This is a genomic window from Mesorhizobium sp. L103C131B0, assembly GCF_000502275.1.
GTDB lineage: Bacteria > Pseudomonadota > Alphaproteobacteria > Rhizobiales > Rhizobiaceae > Mesorhizobium.
This window is the reverse complement of record NZ_AYXC01000015.1, coordinates 117,696-134,540: the sequence shown is the minus strand read 5'-3', so window position 1 is coordinate 134,540 and position 16,845 is coordinate 117,696. Positions and strand designations below refer to the sequence as shown.

Genomic DNA, 16,845 nt, shown 5'->3' with positions numbered 1-16,845 from the left:
ATGAAGAAGTTTTTGCTCGTCGGCGTGGGTGTCGCCATGCTTGCCGCATCGGCCTGTTCGAAGGCGCCTGAATGCACGCAGGAAATCGCGGCCAAGAAGGCGCAGGAAATGACCGCCGCGCTGCAGGAAGCGATCACCAAGGATCCGACCAAGGCCGCCGACCTGACCGCCAAGGTGCAGGCTGTGACGACCAAATATCAGGGCGCCACCACGCCGGCCGACGCCTGCAAGGCCTATGACGAGCTGACGGCCGCCATCAAGGGCTGATTCTTCGTTCGGAAATTGAGGAAGGCGGTGGCTCAAGTAGCCGCCGCCTTTTTTGCTGGTGTTCTTAAAGGGCATCGCGCTGCACGGAGGACCGCCGGCACGCACAGGACCATGACACGTTGGCCTTGCTGTGGCTTGGGCCATCGGAGACGCTGACATCATCGGTTGCGCGCCACATGTCCGGTCGCGACAGAAAGGTGCCGCCCCGAGCGGCCCGTGCTCGAGGAGCGCCAACCTGGCCGCAAGGTGGCGTGTCACTTCCCGACATCGAGCTGAGCGGAACAGCTCAGCTATCGCGCAGTGCAACCCCGTTCCGCGCTTTTTTCGGGGAACCGCTTGAGAGTCAGTTTTTGGCGATGGAGCCGACTTCGACGGCGTCGACGCGCTTGAGGCTCATGCCGATGACCGGCACCAGTTGCTGGTCGACGCGCACGGCGATAGTCACCGTCATCGAATTGTCGTCGGGAATGCGGGCCTGCATGACGCCGCGCAATTGGTTGCGGTTGATGGTGAAGACGACTTTGCGGGCATCGACCACGTTGCCGCCGATGATGTCCAGGCCCGACCCCGCGGCGCCGCCCATGAAATTGCCCTTGTAGTCGCGGCCCTTGCGCTCGACGGTCGCCGACATTTTCTGGGTGAAGACACCGACGCGGCAGTCGCCATCGAGCGTCATGCCGGTCTTGTTGTCCGGCGTCGAGCCGTCGAAGCTGCAGGTGAACTTCGTGCCCTTGTATTTGCCGGCGATGATTTCGCCCGGGCCGACCCATTTGCCTTCGACGGTGCGGAAGAACTGCTTGTCGGGCTCGGCTGCAAAGGCTTTCCCGGTCGGGCCCAGAGGTGCTGCAAGCGCGACCAGGGGCAGGACGCAGGACAAGATTACGCTTTTCATAGACGACACCCGGCAACAAGGAGGCTGTTGTTGGACGACCATGAACAAGATTGGTTAATGCTTGGTGACCGCGAGAGGGCGTTCACTTGCTTGAGGCGGGTGCTTCATTCTCTTTTTTGGCCGCAAACGAGGTCAGCGCCGACAGGAAATCGCCCATACCCGGCCGCCTGCCGGCAATGAAGGGCAGGGGCCGCGCCGTCTCCATGGCAGCAATGCCGATACGCGCCGTCATCATGCCGTTTACCACGCCTTCGCCGAGTTTCGCCGACAGCCGGGCGGCAAGGCCATGGCCGACGATCTGCTGGACGAAGCTGTCGCCGACGGCGATCGAGCCGGTCACCGCCAGATGGGCAAGAACGCTGCGCGCCAGCCGGAAAAAGCCCAGCGTGCCCGGCCTGCCGCCGTAGAGTTCGGACAAGCGGCGGATCAGGCGCCCGGCCTCGAACACGACATAGGCAACGTCTACGAGTGCGCGGGGGCTGACGGCGGTGACCAGCGACACGCGTTTGGCTGCTTCGAGGATCATCACCTTGGCTCTCGCATCGAGCGGCCCGAGAATCTCGGCTTCGGCCAGTCGCACCAGATTGCCGCCATCAATGATCTCGCCGCGCAATTCGGCCAGGGAGCGCCTGCCGGCCGCGGTTTCGGGTTTCGCAGCGACAAAGGCCGAAAGCTCTTCGACGACGGCCCTTGCAGCCTTCGGATCGTCGCGCGCCACGGCATCGAGCGCCCGCTTTTGCAGTTTTTCGACCTCGGCCAGCCGGGCGATAGCCAGGAATTCGCGCACCAGCACGACTGCGAGGGCCAACACGGCAATTGCGGCCATTCCCGCTGCCAGCCACCCCAGCCACTCTGCGCGCTCGAACAGGTCGCGGATGAGCTGGTCGGTCCACAGGCCGACGGCGAGCGAAACCAGCACGCCGACCGCGCCGAAAAACAGGCTGGCAAACAGCGAGCGCCTGCGCGGCGCGGTCGCCGGCGGCGGTTCGGCGGCGACAATGTCCGGCTCATCGAAGACATCGATCTCGGCCGGCACGACGACGGTGCGCGGCTTGCGCGGCGGCTCGGCATGGGGGCGGCGCGTTTCCTGCTTCGGTTCGGCCTCCGGCTCGATGCGGAAAGCTGCCGGTCTGCGGGGCGCGGTCATGCCAGATGGTCTCCGATCAGGAACTGCAAGGCGCGGTCTAGCCTGATATGCGGCAGCGACAGCGTGACGCCTTCAGCGGTGCGTTCGAGCTTTGGCGGGCGAAAGCGCACGAAACGGATCGCCGGATCGTCGCTGCTCTGCCGGTGGTCGGCTTCCGAAACGTCGAAAACCGCGTCAATTTTCTCCGGCAAGTCCCCGGGAAATATGGCGGTTTCGGCTTTACCATCAAAGGTTTCGCCGTTGATCTTCTCGCCCTTCAGCGGCGTGCCGATGATCACCGGCAGGGTTTCGCGGCCTTGCTTGACCGTGCCTTCGCGCGTCGCGCGCACCGCCGCCATGGCGACCACGTCGACATCGGCGCCGGTGAAATTTGCCCGCGCCACGGCGCGGTCGGCAAGCCGCCGCACGATTGCCTGCAGCCGGTCATGGCTTTCGTGATGCAAATGGTCGGCCTTGGTCGCGGCAACCAGGATGCGGTCGATGCGGCGTGAAAACAGGTCGGTGAGGAAATTGCCTCGGCCAGGACGGAAACAGGAGAGGATTTCGGTCACCGCGCGTTCCAGGTCGGCCATCGCGCCGGGGCCGGCGTTCAACGCCTGCATGGCGTCGATCACCACGATCTGGCGGTCGAGGCGGGTGATGTGTTCGCGGAAGAACGGTTTCACCACATGCGTCTTGTAGGCCTCGTAGCGGCGCTCCATCATCGCTTGCAGCGAGCCGGAGCGCGGCCGTTTCTCACCCTTGAGCAGCAAGGGCGCGAAGGTCAGCGCCGGCGATCCCTCGAGGTCGCCAGGCATCAGGAAACGGCCGGGCGGCAAGGTCGAAAGCGCCCGCTCGTCGAGCTTGCAGGCCTTGAGGTAGGCGGCAAAACTCTCGGCGAGGCGCCGCGCCGTCATCTCGTCGGCGTCGGCATTGGGGTCGATCCTCGCCGACAGCGCCCGCCAGTCCTGCGACAGGTCGGCCCGCACCGGCAGCATAGCCATCTCAAAAGCTTCATGCGAAAAATCGGCGAAGGATTTGCCGAGCAGCGGCAGGTCGAGCAGCCATTCGCCGGGGTAGTCGACGATGTCGACCGACAATCGGCCGCTGGAAAACATCCGGTTCCAACCGGAGGCAGACTCATATTCGATGGTGAGCCTGAGTTCCGAAATGGCGCGCGTCGAGTCCGGCCAGACACGGTCGTTGACCAGGGCGGAGATATGGTCCTCGTACTGAAAACGCGGCACGGCATCGTCCGGCTGTTCCTCGAGGAAGGCGCGAGCGATCCGTCCCGACTTCTGCGCCTCGAACAGCGGCAGGCGCCCGCCATGGATGAGATTGTGGACGAGAGCCGAGATGAACACCGTCTTGCCGGCCCGGGACAGGCCGGTGACGCCCAGCCGAAGCGACGGCGAAAAAAGCCCGCTCGCACGCCCCGACAGCGTATCCAGGGCAATTCTCGCTTCGTCGGTGAAAGTGGTCAGCGATGATGCCAAAATCTGTTCTCTCAGGCGTGCTCTTGCGCCCGATATAGGCTTTGCGGTTCAAGTTTGAAATGGCGCCCGGCCTCGCCGGCTCGGCTCAGAGATCGACGGGCGTCAGGAAGGCTTCGAGGTAGCCCGCGCCTTGCGCAGCCTCGGTGAGGGTGCCGTCGAAGCGCACGACCGCAAGGCCGGAGGTCGGGAAACCATGGTTCATGATGGCCCGAGCAGCCTCGTCGCCGTCGCCCGAGACCGCCATGGCAAGGTCTTCCGTCATCGGATTGTGGCCGATGACCAGCAGCGAGCCGGGGCCGCCATTGCTGCGGATGATGGCGAGGTAGCCGGCGGCATCCTCGCTGTAGAGCGTGTCGAAGAACAGCACCCGGCCGGTATCGGTGTGGCCGGCGATGCCTTCCAGCGTCTGGCGCGCCCGCTTGGCGTTGGAGCAGAGCGTGATATCGGGGATGTAGTTGCGGGCACGCATCGCAGTCCCCATCATTTCGGCATCGGCAATGCCGGATGCGTCGAGCGGGCGATCGAAGTCGCGCACGCCGGGAAGGGCCCAGCCAGCCTTCGCATGCCTCAACAGATACAGTCTGCTCACCGGACCCCCAATGGTGTGCTGCCCACCAATGACACAACTGGATTAGCCACGAGAAAGGCCTGAGGCACAATGGGCGGCGACGCCCAAGCGCAGCGAATCATGTGCGAATTCGCCCGCGCCCTTGCTATGGAAGGCTTTGCTGAGGATCGCCCGCGCGGCATTAACAATTGCGTGAAACGCGCGCGGATTACGCTTGTGCAGCCTTCTCTGCGCGAATATATAGGCGCCAAATTTGGGGTTGTTGGGTGAGTCGAATGAACGATATCGTTACAGCCAATTACGTACCCTCCGAAGACGAGCCGTTCATGAACGAACGGCAGAAATCCTACTTTCGCCTGAAGCTCGTCACCTGGAAGACCGACATACTGCGCGAAGCGCGCGAAACCCTCGAAATCCTGCAGCAGGAAAACGCCAACCATCCCGATCTCGCCGATCGCGCTTCCTCGGAAACCGACCGCGCCATCGAGCTTCGGGCCCGCGACCGCCAGCGCAAGCTCATTTCAAAGATCGATTCGGCGCTGCAGCGCATCGATGAAGGCACATACGGCTATTGCGAGGAAACCGGCGAGCCGATCGCGCTGAAGCGGCTGGATGCGCGTCCGATCGCGACCTTGTCGATCGAAGCGCAGGAGCGCCACGAACGCCGCGAGAAGGTCTATCGCGACGATTGAGCCGCTGCCGTCAGGCAGGACTGTTTCATCAGAAATGGCCGGGTTTCCCGGCCATTTCTGTTTTTGGCCGAAGGGTTTAGTCCGCCCCCAAGTTAAAGCGCGTCGCGCTGAAACGGACGACACGCTTAAGCGGCGTTCGATCGGGAATCGGCAAGATGTGACGGTTCGCCGGGCTTTACCGTTTCTGGCTGGCGAGTTCGCCGAGCAGCTTGGTCATCTCGTCGTCGAGAGACTGCGGTGCCTTCGCAGCCGGCTTGCTTGCCGGTTTGGGGTGCGAATCGTCGAGCGAGACCTCGAGCTCCCGCATCAGGGTATCGTCGATGGACTCATGCTTCGGTGGCGGGGCCTGCCGGGCAGTATTGGCGGCGGAGCCATAGGCCGGCAGCGGTGTCACATTGCTCGCCTGGTAGATTTGAGCCGGTTTCGGCGCCGGCGCGGCCTGGCGCGGCGGAACGGCGGCTGGAGCAGCCCTTACCGGTTGCGGCGGTGGCGCCTGCCTTGCGGGCGCGGTGGGAGCGGGTTGTGCTGCGCGCGGCCGCGGCGCCTGTTGCTGCTGGCCAACACCGCCATCGCCGGTCAATGCCGGACGGCGTGGCGCTGCAAGTCTGATATCGCGCTCGACGACAACGTCGGTCGGGCCGCCGATCAAAAGCAGGTGTTCGATGTCGTCGCGACGGATGAGCACCAGCCGGCGGTGGCTGTCGACCGCCGTCGCGTCCATGACCGCCAGCCGTGTCTTGCGGTTCCTGCCGCCGGCAACGAAGGTGCCGAAGGTCAGGTTGCGGACCAGCCTGATGATGATGAGCACGATGACCAGCAGGACAAGGGCAGCAAACGTCCACAGCAGCGCTGCGGCATATCCGGGACCCGCCACATTATCCAGCCACTGCATCGGTGCCCCCAATCGGCTTTTGAAGTGGAGGGACACTAGACCGTTGCGGCCAGCCACCGCAAGTTGCCTTCACGCTTCGTGAACAGCTTGAAAACACCGACGCGTCATTTTTATCCGACATTTGCCGCCAGGGCCTTTTCCGGATTAGGAGAATGTGATTCAACCGGCCGGGGGCGGTGTCGGACAACTCACGAGCAGGGGGCATATGGCCAGGGAAACGCGCGGCGATTTCTATCCGGTACCGATCGTCGATCAGAACACGCGGCCAGGCGCGGTTACCCGGCTCATCGTGTTCATCATCGTCCTGACCGGGGCCGCGATCGTTTTCGGCATTTTCCGCGAGCGTCTTGGCGATCCGTTCCTGCTCGGCATGCTGGGCGTGCTTGCCATGATCGGCGTCGGCTTCCTGTTCGCCACGGCCATCGGCTTCGTGCAGATCGCGCCGCGTTCGACCGGGGATGAACTGTCGAAGGCCTTCGTCGATTCCATGTCGCAGGGCCTGATCGTCACCGACACGAAGGGCCGCGTGGTCTACGCCAACCGGGCCTATGCCGAGATGACCGGTGCTGCGTCGGCCGCCGATCTGAAGACGGTCGAAGGCCTGCTTTCCGATGTCCCCGAAGCTTCGGTGACCATATACCGGCTGGCCTCGGGCTTGCGCGATGGCCAGGCCGGCGACGGTGAGTTCCGGCTGGCACAGTCGATCCGGCCGGGCGCCGAACCCGGCGCGCGCTGGTACCGGGCGCGAGCCCGTACCTTCAGCGTTCCCGGTCAGCGCCTGCCGATGCTTGCCTGGCAACTCGCCGACATCTCGCAGGAACGGGCCGAGCAGGAGCGTTTCTTCCTCGACTTGCAGAAGGCTATCGACCATCTCGACCATGCGCCGGCCGGTTTCTTCTCGGCCGACCAGGAAGGCCGTGTCACCTACATCAACGCCACGCTCGCCGAATGGCTGGGCATCGATCTGGCGAGCTTCACCCCTGGCGCCGTGACACTCCCGGAAATCGTCGCCGGCGACGGCATGGCGCTGGTGCGCTCGGTCAAGGCCGATCCCGGCACCACCCGCAACGCCGTCATCGATCTCGATCTGACGACGACAACCGGCGAGGCGGTGCCGGTGCGCTTCATGCATCGGGTCTCGGCCAGCCGCGAGGGGACCAACGGTCCGACCCGCACCATTGTGCTCAACCGCACCCAGGGCGAGGACGCATCGGCCGACCTTCGGGCTTCGGAAGTGCGCTTCACCCGTTTCTTCAATTCGACGCCGATGGCCATTGCTGCCGTCGACAATGGCGGCCGCATCCTGCGCACCAACGCGCCGTTCCTGTCGCTGTTTTCCTCCGTCGTCGACGGCGACGCGGTTGACCGCCGCGTGCGGCTGGACACCGTGATCCATGAGCGCGACCGGCCGGCCTTTGCCGCCGCGTTCGAAAAGGCGCGGCTGAGGCAGGCCGACATCGAGCCGATCGACACGCTGCTGCCAGGCAATGAGGAGCGTCACATCCGCTTCTACGTCAACGCCGTCGCCGACGGCACCGGCGAGGGCGCCGAGGAATCGGCCATCGTCTATGCCGTCGAGACCACCGAGCAGAAGGCGCTCGAGGGCCAGATGGCGCAGAGCCAGAAGATGCAGGCGGTCGGACAGCTCGCCGGCGGCATCGCCCACGACTTCAACAATGTGCTGACCGCCATCATCATGGCGTCGGATCTTTTGCTGACCAATCACCGGCCGTCGGACCCGTCCTTCCCCGACATCATGAACATCAAGCAGAATGCCAACCGGGCGGCCTCGCTGGTGCGGCAGTTGCTCGCCTTCTCGCGCAAGCAGACATTGCGGCCGGAAGTGCTGAACCTGACCGACGTGCTTGCCGATCTCCGGATGCTGCTTGCCCGCCTGGTTGGCAACGAGATCAAGCTGAAGGTCGACCACGGCCGCGATTTGTGGCCGGTCAAGGTCGATATCGGCCAGTTCGAGCAGGTGGTGGTCAACCTGGCCGTCAACGCGCGCGACGCCATGCCGGCCGGCGGCGACCTCACCGTGCGCACCCGCAACGTCACCGCCGAACAATGCAAGAGCTTCTCCTACCGCGAGCTCACGCCTGCCGACTATGTCGTGGTCGAGGTCGAGGATAGCGGCTCGGGCATTGCGCCGGACGTGCTGAAGAAGATTTTTGAGCCGTTCTTCACCACCAAGGAAGTCGGCAAAGGCACCGGCCTTGGCCTGTCGATGGTCTATGGCATCATCAAGCAGACCGGCGGTTTCATCTTCTGCGATTCCGAAGTCGGCAAGGGTTCGACCTTCCGCATCTTCCTGCCGCGCCATATCGTGGAGGCGAAGAAGCCCGGCGACGTCAGCGAGGCGCCGGCTGCGCCGGTGAAAGCCGCCGACAGCGCCAAGGACCTGTCGGGCTCGGCCACTGTGCTCCTCGTCGAGGACGAAGACGCCGTGCGCATGGGCGGCTCGCGGGCGCTGACCTCGCGCGGCTATACCGTCCATGAGGCCTCCTCGGGCGTCGAGGCGCTGGAAGTCTTCGAAGCGCTCGGCGGCAAGGTCGATATCGTCGTGTCCGACGTGGTGATGCCGGAAATGGACGGACCGACGCTGCTCGGCGAACTGCGCAAGCGCCAGCCCGACATCAAGTTCGTCTTCGTGTCCGGCTATGCCGAAGACGCTTTCGCCAGAAACCTGCCGCCGGACGCGCAATTCGGCTTCCTGCCGAAGCCGTTCTCCCTCAAGCAGCTGGCCACCGTGGTCAAGGATGTGTTGGAGTCTTAGGGCGCCCTAATTCAAAGCTTGCGCAATGACGTGACGCTGCCATGATTGCAGGCGAAACGGGCGGCGGGTATTGGGGAGCATGTCGTGACGCCGCACAACGAGGCTGCCAGGGGCGACTATGCCGCAACGGTGCTGTTACCGGGCGATCCGCAACGCGCCGAGTGGATGGCAAAGACATTTCTTGAGGCACCGCGCTGCGTCAACCGCCGCCGGGGCGCACTCGGCTTCACTGGTCTCTATCGCGGCCGTCCCATCAGCATCCAGGCCACCGGCATCGGTGTCCCGTCCTTCCTGGTCTATGTGCATGAACTCCTGGATGTTCACGGCGTCAAAACGCTGATCCGCACAGGTACCTGCGGCGGCCTGACACCCCGCGTGCCGCTGCGCTCCTTGGTGATCTCGCAGTCGGTGCGCGCCGAAAGCCACCAAAGCGGCCAGGTCTTCGGCCTCTACGATGCTGCCGCCGGGCCCGATCCCGGCCTGTTCGCCCACGCTTTGGCCTGCGCCGCCCAGCTCGGCATCGACCACCAGGCCGGGCTGACCATCTGCAGCGACGTCTTCTACCACCCTGTAGGGCGCGACCGCTTTGCCGAAGCGCAGGCGCTTGGCGCTCTCGCTGTCGATATGGAAACCAGCGCACTCTACCGAATCGCGGCGCATTTCGGCGCCCGCGCGCTGTCGCTGCTGACCGTCGTCGACAACATCGTGACCGGCGAACAGACTGCCTATTCCGAACGTCAGGCGCTGTTCACCGATATGGCGCGGCTCGGGCTCGACGTTGCGGCGGAAGGCTAGCTTCCTCAGGCCGCTTCGCGCTTCGGCGTCAGCTCATCCATGTCTGGCCGGTGACCGCGCAGATAGAGCGCGCAGGTGGTACGCAGCATCGACGCGAAGTTGGGAATGGCGCCGTTGATCTCGATCGCCTCGTCATAGAGTTTTGAGATGAACTTCGGCGTCGTCAGGCCCTGGCTGTCGGCAATTTCGTCAAGCAGCGCCCAGAACGTTCCTTCAAGCTGGATACTCGTAGAGTGACCGTCGATGCGGATCGACCGGTTGATCTGTCGATAGCCTTCCGGATCCTGCCCGGCAAAAACCCTGCACATCCTTACCTCCCGATATTGTTGGTTTTGGGCGCAGCGTGTCGCGCCTTCAAGTTGTGGTTGTCCCTGCATGTTCGGCCTTGTGGGCCGAATCGGCAATCGGACTTTCGTCTTTAGGCGCTGGCATAGCAGCGATTGCAAATTTAGCCGTGGTAACCGGCTGCCACCACCTTTCGCGCGTGCCGCCCATAATCGCCTCCAACATGCAGCGGCGGAGACTGATTTGGCGAAGGCAATCCATTCCATGATCCGGGTTCTCCAAGAGGCCAGATCCGTCGATTTCTACAGAAACGCTTTCGGGCTCGACGTCGCCGACAGGCTGGATTTCGAGACATTCACGCTGATTTACCTTGCCAACGCCGAAACGGGGTTCGAGCTCGAACTCACCGTGAACAAGGGCCGCACCGAGCCTTATGGGCTTGGCGACGGTTACGGCCATCTGGCGGTCTCGGTGTCCGATCTCGACAGCGAACACGACCGGATCGGCGCGCTCGGCCTCAACCCCAAGAAGATCGTCGAATTCAACCGCGACGGATCGCTGATCGCCCGCTTTTTCTTCATCGAGGACCCCGACGGCTACAAGATCGAGGTTCTGCAGCGTGGAGGGCGCTTCCAGTAGGGGATTATCAGCCGCATTCAGCCGCGCGGCGCCAGCAACGGCGCTGTTCAAGGGCGCAAACAGCAAGCAGGGAGGAACAAATGGTCACGATCTATGACGCGAGGCTCTCACGTAGTGAACTTCTCAAACGCGGCGGCATCGGCGCGTTGCTCGTCATTTCCGGCAGCGCCGTCATCAGCCCTGAAAATGCCTGGGGGCTCGAGACATCAGCGCTCAAGCCCGAAACCATGGCGACGCTGATCCAGATGGCGCGCGACATCTATCCGCACGATCAGGTGCCCGACAAATACTACGCCATCGCCGTAAAAGGCCATGACGAGCAGGCCGGCAAGGACGCTGCCTACAAGACGATGATCGAAGACGGCATCGCCGACCTCGACAAGAAGTCAGGCGAGGGCGGCTATCGCGGCCTCGGCTGGGAGGAGCAGCGCGTCGCCGTGCTGCAGCAGATCGACGCGACGCCGTTCTTCCAGTCCATCCGCGGCGGCCTCGTCGTCAGCCTCTACAACCAGCAGGAGGTGTGGCCGATCTTCGGCTACGAGGGCGAATCCTACTCCAAGGGCGGCTACATCGCGCGCGGTTTCGACGACATAGAGTGGCTCTGAGCCCTTCCGTCGTTCTGAAACCCGGCAAACAGGAATTCATGGGAGGAAACCATGGCAGCTTCATTTGATCTCAACAACGATGGCGTGGTCGTGATCATCGGCTCCGGCGCCGGCGGCGGCACGCTCGGCAACGAACTCGCCCAGAAAGGCGTCGATGTCGTCATCCTCGAGGCCGGCGCGCGCCACGAATACGAGGATTTCATCAATGATGAGTGGGGTTCCTTCAGCCAACTCGCCTGGACGGACAAGCGCACGACGTCCGGCGACTGGCGGGTGTCGAAGGATTTCCCCAATTTGCCGGCCTGGATAGTCAAATCGGTCGGCGGCTCGACCACGCACTGGGCCGGCGCCTCGCTGCGCTTCCAGGAGCATGAGTTCAAGACGCTCTCGACCTACGGCAAGCTGGAAGGCGCCAACCTGCTGGACTGGCCGGTCACATTGGCCGAGATGGAGCCGTACTACGCCAAGGCGGAAGCCAAGATGGGCGTCACCGGCACCAATGGCTGGCCGCGGCTGCCCGGCAACAACAATTTCAAGGTGCTCAAGGCCGGCGCCGACAAGCTCGGCTACAAGGAATGTCATACCGGCAACATGGCAATCAATTCGGTCGAGCGTGATGACCGGAACTCCTGCCAACAGACCGGCTTCTGCTTCCAGGGCTGCAAATGGGGCGCCAAATGGTCGACGCTCTATACCGAGATCCCCAAGGGCGAGGCCTCCGGCCATCTCGAAGTCCGGCCGAATGCCATGGCGATCAAGATCAACCACGACGCCTCAGGCAAGGTGACCGGCGTCGTCTATGCCGACAAGGACGGCAAGCTGCAGGAACAGAAGGCCCGCATTGTCGCCGTCGCCGGCAACTCGATCGAAAGCCCGCGCCTGCTGCTAAACTCCGAGTCAGCGAAGTTTCCGCAAGGGCTTGCCAATTCGTCGGGGCAGGTCGGCAAGAACTACATGCGCCACACCACCGGTTCGGTCTACGCCATCTTCGACCAACCGGTGCATATGTATCGCGGCACCACCATGGCCGGCATTATCCGCGACGAGGCGCGGCACGATCCCTCACGCGGCTTTGTCGGCGGCTATGAATTCGAGACGCTGTCGCTCGGCTTGCCCTTCATGGCCGCCTTCCTCAATCCCGGCGGCTGGGGCCGTTCCTTCACCACCGCGCTCGACCACTATGATCACATGGCTGGCCTGTGGATCGTCGGCGAGGACATGCCGCGCGCGGAAAACCGCGTCACGCTGCACAAGGACGAGAAGGACGCGCACGGCATGCCGATCGCCGACGTGCATTTCGATGATCATCCCAACGACACGGCGATGCGCAACCATGCCTACAAGCAGGCCACAGCGCTTTATGATGCGGTCGGCGCGACGCGCTCCTTCCCGACGCCGCCCTATCCCTCAACCCACAATCTCGGCACCAACCGGATGAGTGAAAAGGCGGAAGACGGCGTCGTCAACAAGCACGGCCAGGCGCACGACATCAAAAACCTGTTCGTGTCGGACGGCAGCCAGTTCACCACCGGTGCGGCTGAAAATCCGACGCTGACGATCGTGTCGCTGGCTATCCGCCAGGCCGAATACATCGCTTCGCAAATGTCGGCCAAGACGATCTGAGCCGTCCTCCCGGATCGCTACGCGGAACGCGCATGGCGCGTTCCGCCCTTTTCCCTAGGACACTATGCGCCGACCGGCTGTCCGTCCTTGCGGCGGATGGCGACGACGGACGGCCGCGGCAATTGGCCATCCCTGAAGTCGGGCCACAGCGTCTGCGCCTTGTCGAGCGTCTCTGCATCTTCCGCAGGGTGCTGCACCGACAGGAACAAAGTCGAGCCGTCCGGCGTGAAGCACGGGCCGGTCGCTTCGGCGCCGTGCGGGCAGGTGAACAGCAGCTTCGGCAGGCCGCGCGCCGCACCTTCGGTGTCGACGCCATAGACGCCGTCCGGCAGGTCGAAATCATTGGCGCCGTCCGTCGCCACCCACAGCCGCCCGGCCGGATCGAAGGTGATGTTGTCGGGGCAGACGAACCAGCCATTGTCCGACGTATCCGGATGGAAGGTGGCGCCGACCTTGGCATCCCTGGGATTGCCGCAGAGCACGAACAGGTCCCAGGCATAGTTTTCGGCCGTGTGGTCGGCGTCGGCGCCGCGGCCGCCGGGCGGGATCAGTTCGACAATATGGCCCCAGAGATTTTCCGGCCGCGTGTTGGCCGGATTGACCTTTGACTGGTCGCGCTTCTTGTTCTTGGTCATCACCGCATAGACGCGGCCGGTCACCGGATTGGTCTCGATGTCCTCGGGCCGGTCCATCGGCGTGGCGCCGAGCGCATCTGCCGCAAACCGCGTCTTCAACAGCACCTCGGCCTGGTCGGCAAAACCGTTCTCGACGGTAAGCTTGCCCTGGCCGTGCACCAACGGCAGCCACGTCATCGAGCCATCGGCATCGAAGCGGGCGACCGACAGCACGCCATCGTCGAGCAGATCGGCGCCGGAGGCCGGGTTGGCCTTGTCATAGGCCTTGGCCGAGACGAAGCGGTACATATATTCGAAATAGTCGTCGTCACCCATATAGACGACAACGCGGCCGTCCTTGTTGAGGACCACGGTCGAGGCCTCATGCGACATGCGGCCAAGTGCCGTGCGCTTCACCGGCCTGGACTGAGGATCGTAAGGGTCGATCTCGACCACCCAGTCGAAGCGGTTGGCCTCGTTCGGTTCCTTGTCGAGGTTGAAGCGGTCATGGAAGCGGCCGCGGCCATAGATGTCGGAGCCGTCGAAGCCGTAACGGTCGAGCAGGTCGGCAGTCGGCGCCTTTTTCGGGTCGCCGCCGAAAATGTCGGACACGCCTTCCTCGCAGGTCAGCACCGTACCCCAGGGGGTGAAACCGCCGCTGCAATTATAGCTGGTGCCGAGCACTTTCGTGCCAGTCGGGTCGGCCGAAGTTTTCATCAGCGCATGGCCGGCAACCGGTCCGGAAACGGTCATTTCGGTGTTGGCGGTGATGCGGCGGTTGAGCGGGCTGTCCGCCACGCTTGCCCACTTGCCGTCCTTCAATTGCACCTCGACGATCGAATGGCCCATCGCGGCCATGCCGAGATCGACCTGTTCCCTGGTCATCGTCTTGCCGGCATCGCCCTCGGTCATCCCCGGAAACATCACATTGGGCGAGATGTATTCGTTGTTGACGCAGAGCAGGCCATGATCGGAATTCACCGTGCCCTTGGGCAGCGGCATGAAGGCGATGTAGTCGCAATTGTAGCCGAAGCGCTTTTCCTGTTCCTCCGCCGCGACCTTGTTGCCGTCGAATTCGGCGAGGCCGGCTGCAAGCGGGTCGCCCCAGCGCGCGACGATGGTCGTCTCATAGCCTTCGGCGGCGGCATGGGTCTTGCCGTAGACCCGTTTCAGCTCGGGAAAGCCGAGCGTCGACTGCGCTGTGGCGGCATGCGTTTCGCCGGCAAACAAGGAGCCGACAAAGCTGCCGCCGGCAATCAGCGCGCCGGAGGCGAGGCTGCCTTTCAAAAGAGACCGGCGCGAGACGCGCTCGGCAATGATTTCGCGGATGACGGGGGAGGATGAAGACGGTGCATTGGCCATGGTGTCTGCCTCTCAGGGTGGATGTTACGGCGCACCGTTGCCCTAGTCTGCCTAGGCAACATTCACATGACATAAGAGGAAGGTTTTGCCGCAACTGGGCGCGGCACTACGCATCGCTCAGCCCTTGGTGCAGGTCGAGGCGGTGAAGGCGCCGTCGGGCTGCTTCAGAATGATGTCGAATGACGGGGCGGTCTCGCCGTCCAGTGTTGCCTGTGTCATGGAGACGGAGTTGCCACCGGTGGTATAGCCGCCCAGCGGCCCGAGCCAGGTGATCTCGCCATTGGCATTCATCTGATAGTTGTAGCCTTGCGTCGCGGTGCCGAATGTCACCGGACCACTATAGACATTGCCCTTGATAGTGATGTCGCCGAGGTTGAGGAAGGCGCCGAGCAAATAGACCTCGCAATGATAGGTGCCGTCCGGAAGCTTGCCCTCGCTGAAATCGGCGCGCGCGGCGCCGCTCGTTGCCATCAGCAGCAGGATGCCGGAAATGCATGAGGTGCGAGATGTCATGACGTCACTCTTTTGAAGGGCGAGCTTGCCCTATTTTTGCGCGGTACCGCAACATTGTTAGCCCGGAACACACGGCCGGAGATCAAAAACTAGGCATTTGTCTCAATTGGGCAAAAATTAGGCAAAAGCCATGTGCGCTGCGCAAATTTGCCTCAATCAATTTTCGCCGGCTACCACTGTTTTCTCGAGGCTAATATACCAACCGGCTGATAACGCTCGGCTATTCCATCTTCGTGAGCGGCGCCTTTGCGTTTGGCACGGCAGTTGCATTGCATTATCGCGGTGCAATCAAACAGCTTGGGAGTCTTCGGTATGAGGGGTAATTTCTCCACAATAACAAAAATGTTTTCGGCCGGCGTGGTCGCCGCCGGCCTGTCGATGTCGTCTCCGGCCCAGGCCGCCGAAGACACGATCAAGGTCGGCATTCTGCATTCGCTGTCGGGGACCATGGCGATTTCGGAGACGACGCTGAAAGACGCCATGCTGATGCTCATCGAAGAGCAGAATGCCAAGGGCGGTCTGCTCGGCAAGAAGCTCGAGGCGGTCGTTGTCGATCCGGCCTCCAACTGGCCGCTCTTTGCCGAAAAGGCGCGCGAGCTGATCTCGAAGGACAAGGTCGCCGCCGTGTTCGGCTGCTGGACCTCGGTGTCGCGCAAATCGGTGTTGCCGGTGTTCTCGGAACTCGACAACATCCTGTTCTACCCCGTCCAGTATGAGGGCGAGGAAAGCGAGCGCAACGTGTTCTACACCGGCGCCGCCCCGAACCAGCAGGCGATTCCTGCCGTCGATTATCTCATGAGCGAGGACGGTGGCTCGGTGAAGCGCTGGGTGCTGGAAGGCACCGACTACGTCTATCCCCGAACCACCAACAAAATCCTCGAGGCCTATCTGAAGGCCAAGGGCGTCGCCGCCGAAGACATCATGGTCAACTACACGCCGTTCGGCTTCTCCGACTGGCAGACCGAAGTCTCCGCAATCAAGAAATTCGGCTCGGCCGGCAAGAAGACCGCCGTCGTCTCGACCGTCAATGGCGACGCCAACGTTCCGTTCTACAAGGAACTCGGCAACCAGGGCATCAAGGCCGAGGACATCCCGGTCATGGCCTTTTCGGTCGGTGAGGAAGAACTGGCCGGTCTCGATACCGCGCCGCTGGTCGGCCATCTCGCTGCCTGGAACTATTTCGAGAGCGTCGACACACCCGAAAACAAGAAGTTCATCGCCGACTGGCACAAGTTCATCAAGAATGACAAGCGCACCACCAACGACCCGATGGAAGCTCACTATATCGGCTTCAACATGTGGGTGAAGGCGGTCGAAAAGGCCGGCACCACCGATCCCGACAAGGTCATCGACGCCATGGTCGGCGTGTCCGTGCCGAACCTCACCGGCGGCTATTCGACCATGATGCCGAACCATCACATCACCAAGCCGGTGCTGATCGGCGAGATCCAGGCCGACGGCCAGTTCGAGACCGTGTCGCAGACGCCCGGCCTCGTGATGGGCGACGAATGGTCCGACTATCTGCCCGATTCCAAGGACCTGATTTCGGATTGGCGCGCGCCTCTGTCCTGCGGCAACTTCAACGTTGCCACCGGCAAATGCGGCGGCAAGGGCACGAACTGATCCCTCCCGGGGCCGACCGATCGTGGACGCGTCCACGATCGGTACCGCCAAGCGTCCGGGCGCTTCAGCCCGCCCGG

17 protein-coding genes are annotated in these 16,845 nt (G+C 63.1%); 9 read left to right on the top strand and 8 right to left on the bottom strand.

Annotated elements, in window-relative coordinates:
- Complete coding sequence (locus tag X730_RS142930) at window positions 1-267, top strand: hypothetical protein (protein WP_023673496.1); 267 nt, start codon at window positions 1-3, stop codon at window positions 265-267.
- A 343-nt stretch (window positions 268-610) separates the two neighbouring features.
- On the opposite strand, the gene X730_RS142935 is transcribed toward X730_RS142930, so the two are convergent.
- The 4 genes from X730_RS142935 to X730_RS142950 form a co-directional block, all read right to left on the bottom strand.
- The gene (locus X730_RS142935) at window positions 611-1,159 is read right to left on the bottom strand and encodes a hypothetical protein (RefSeq protein ID WP_023673495.1); all 549 of its coding nucleotides are present in this window, start codon (window positions 1,157-1,159) and stop codon (window positions 611-613) included.
- An 82-nt stretch (window positions 1,160-1,241) separates the two neighbouring features.
- The gene (locus X730_RS142940; protein WP_023700805.1) at window positions 1,242-2,306 is read right to left on the bottom strand and encodes a TIGR01620 family protein; all 1,065 of its coding nucleotides are present in this window, start codon (window positions 2,304-2,306) and stop codon (window positions 1,242-1,244) included.
- Window positions 2,303-3,781, bottom strand: coding sequence for a YcjX family protein (locus X730_RS142945; protein ID WP_023693369.1), 1,479 nt, complete (start codon window positions 3,779-3,781; stop codon window positions 2,303-2,305). The genes X730_RS142940 and X730_RS142945 overlap by 4 nt, the downstream gene beginning before the upstream one ends.
- Before the next feature lie 85 nt (window positions 3,782-3,866).
- On the bottom strand, window positions 3,867-4,370 hold the full coding sequence (locus X730_RS142950) for a histidine phosphatase family protein (RefSeq protein ID WP_023693370.1): 504 nt from the start codon (window positions 4,368-4,370) through the stop codon (window positions 3,867-3,869).
- A gap of 69 nt (window positions 4,371-4,439) precedes the next feature.
- Between X730_RS142950 and X730_RS142955 the strand changes: the two genes are divergently transcribed.
- Both X730_RS142955 and dksA read left to right on the top strand, forming a co-directional pair.
- Entirely contained in the window at window positions 4,440-4,619 is a 180-nt protein-coding gene (locus tag X730_RS142955; RefSeq protein WP_023696495.1) for a hypothetical protein, read from the top strand.
- A 5-nt stretch (window positions 4,620-4,624) separates the two neighbouring features.
- Window positions 4,625-5,041 (top strand): RNA polymerase-binding protein DksA, encoded by a 417-nt coding sequence (gene dksA, locus X730_RS142960; protein ID WP_023673491.1) that lies wholly within the window; start codon window positions 4,625-4,627, stop codon window positions 5,039-5,041.
- Between the two features lie 175 nt (window positions 5,042-5,216).
- On the opposite strand, the gene X730_RS142965 is transcribed toward dksA, so the two are convergent.
- A complete protein-coding gene (locus tag X730_RS142965) occupies window positions 5,217-5,933 on the bottom strand; it encodes a flagellar biosynthetic protein FliO (RefSeq protein ID WP_023693371.1) in 717 nt (238 codons plus the stop codon).
- Between the two features lie 205 nt (window positions 5,934-6,138).
- Here X730_RS142965 and X730_RS142970 point away from each other — a divergent pair, with 205 nt between their 5' ends.
- Window positions 6,139-8,709 (top strand): PAS domain-containing sensor histidine kinase, encoded by a 2,571-nt coding sequence (locus X730_RS142970; RefSeq protein WP_023688649.1) that lies wholly within the window; start codon window positions 6,139-6,141, stop codon window positions 8,707-8,709.
- Between the two features lie 84 nt (window positions 8,710-8,793).
- Window positions 8,794-9,504, top strand: coding sequence for a DeoD-type purine-nucleoside phosphorylase (locus tag X730_RS142975; RefSeq protein WP_023827000.1), 711 nt, complete (start codon window positions 8,794-8,796; stop codon window positions 9,502-9,504).
- Between the two features lie 5 nt (window positions 9,505-9,509).
- Here X730_RS142975 and X730_RS142980 read toward each other — a convergent pair whose 3' ends face one another.
- Window positions 9,510-9,812, bottom strand: coding sequence for a ribbon-helix-helix domain-containing protein (locus X730_RS142980; protein WP_023670924.1), 303 nt, complete (start codon window positions 9,810-9,812; stop codon window positions 9,510-9,512).
- A gap of 220 nt (window positions 9,813-10,032) precedes the next feature.
- Here X730_RS142980 and X730_RS142985 point away from each other — a divergent pair, with 220 nt between their 5' ends.
- The 3 genes from X730_RS142985 (at window position 10,033) to X730_RS142995 (ending at window position 12,656) form a co-directional block, all read left to right on the top strand.
- Window positions 10,033-10,428, top strand: coding sequence for a VOC family protein (locus X730_RS142985; RefSeq protein ID WP_023684616.1), 396 nt, complete (start codon window positions 10,033-10,035; stop codon window positions 10,426-10,428).
- Window positions 10,429-10,508: 80 nt separating this feature from the next.
- On the top strand, window positions 10,509-11,033 hold the full coding sequence (locus X730_RS142990) for a twin-arginine translocation pathway signal (RefSeq protein ID WP_023826999.1): 525 nt from the start codon (window positions 10,509-10,511) through the stop codon (window positions 11,031-11,033).
- Window positions 11,034-11,084: 51 nt separating this feature from the next.
- Window positions 11,085-12,656, top strand: a complete 1,572-nt coding sequence (locus tag X730_RS142995) for a GMC family oxidoreductase (protein ID WP_023688646.1) — start codon at window positions 11,085-11,087, stop codon at window positions 12,654-12,656.
- 62 nt (window positions 12,657-12,718) lie between these two features.
- On the opposite strand, the gene X730_RS143000 is transcribed toward X730_RS142995, so the two are convergent.
- Window positions 12,719-14,632 carry a PhoX family phosphatase gene (locus X730_RS143000; protein WP_023754911.1) on the bottom strand — a complete coding sequence of 638 codons (1,914 nt, stop codon included), beginning with the start codon at window positions 14,630-14,632 and terminating at the stop codon, window positions 12,719-12,721.
- Window positions 14,633-14,749: 117 nt separating this feature from the next.
- Window positions 14,750-15,145: a hypothetical protein gene (locus X730_RS143005; protein WP_023688644.1), complete on the bottom strand. Its 396-nt coding sequence runs from the start codon at window positions 15,143-15,145 to the stop codon at window positions 14,750-14,752.
- A gap of 312 nt (window positions 15,146-15,457) precedes the next feature.
- Here X730_RS143005 and urtA point away from each other — a divergent pair, with 312 nt between their 5' ends.
- Complete coding sequence (urtA, locus tag X730_RS143010; RefSeq protein ID WP_023688643.1) at window positions 15,458-16,768, top strand: urea ABC transporter substrate-binding protein; 1,311 nt, start codon at window positions 15,458-15,460, stop codon at window positions 16,766-16,768.
- Window positions 16,769-16,845 lie beyond the last annotated feature (77 nt).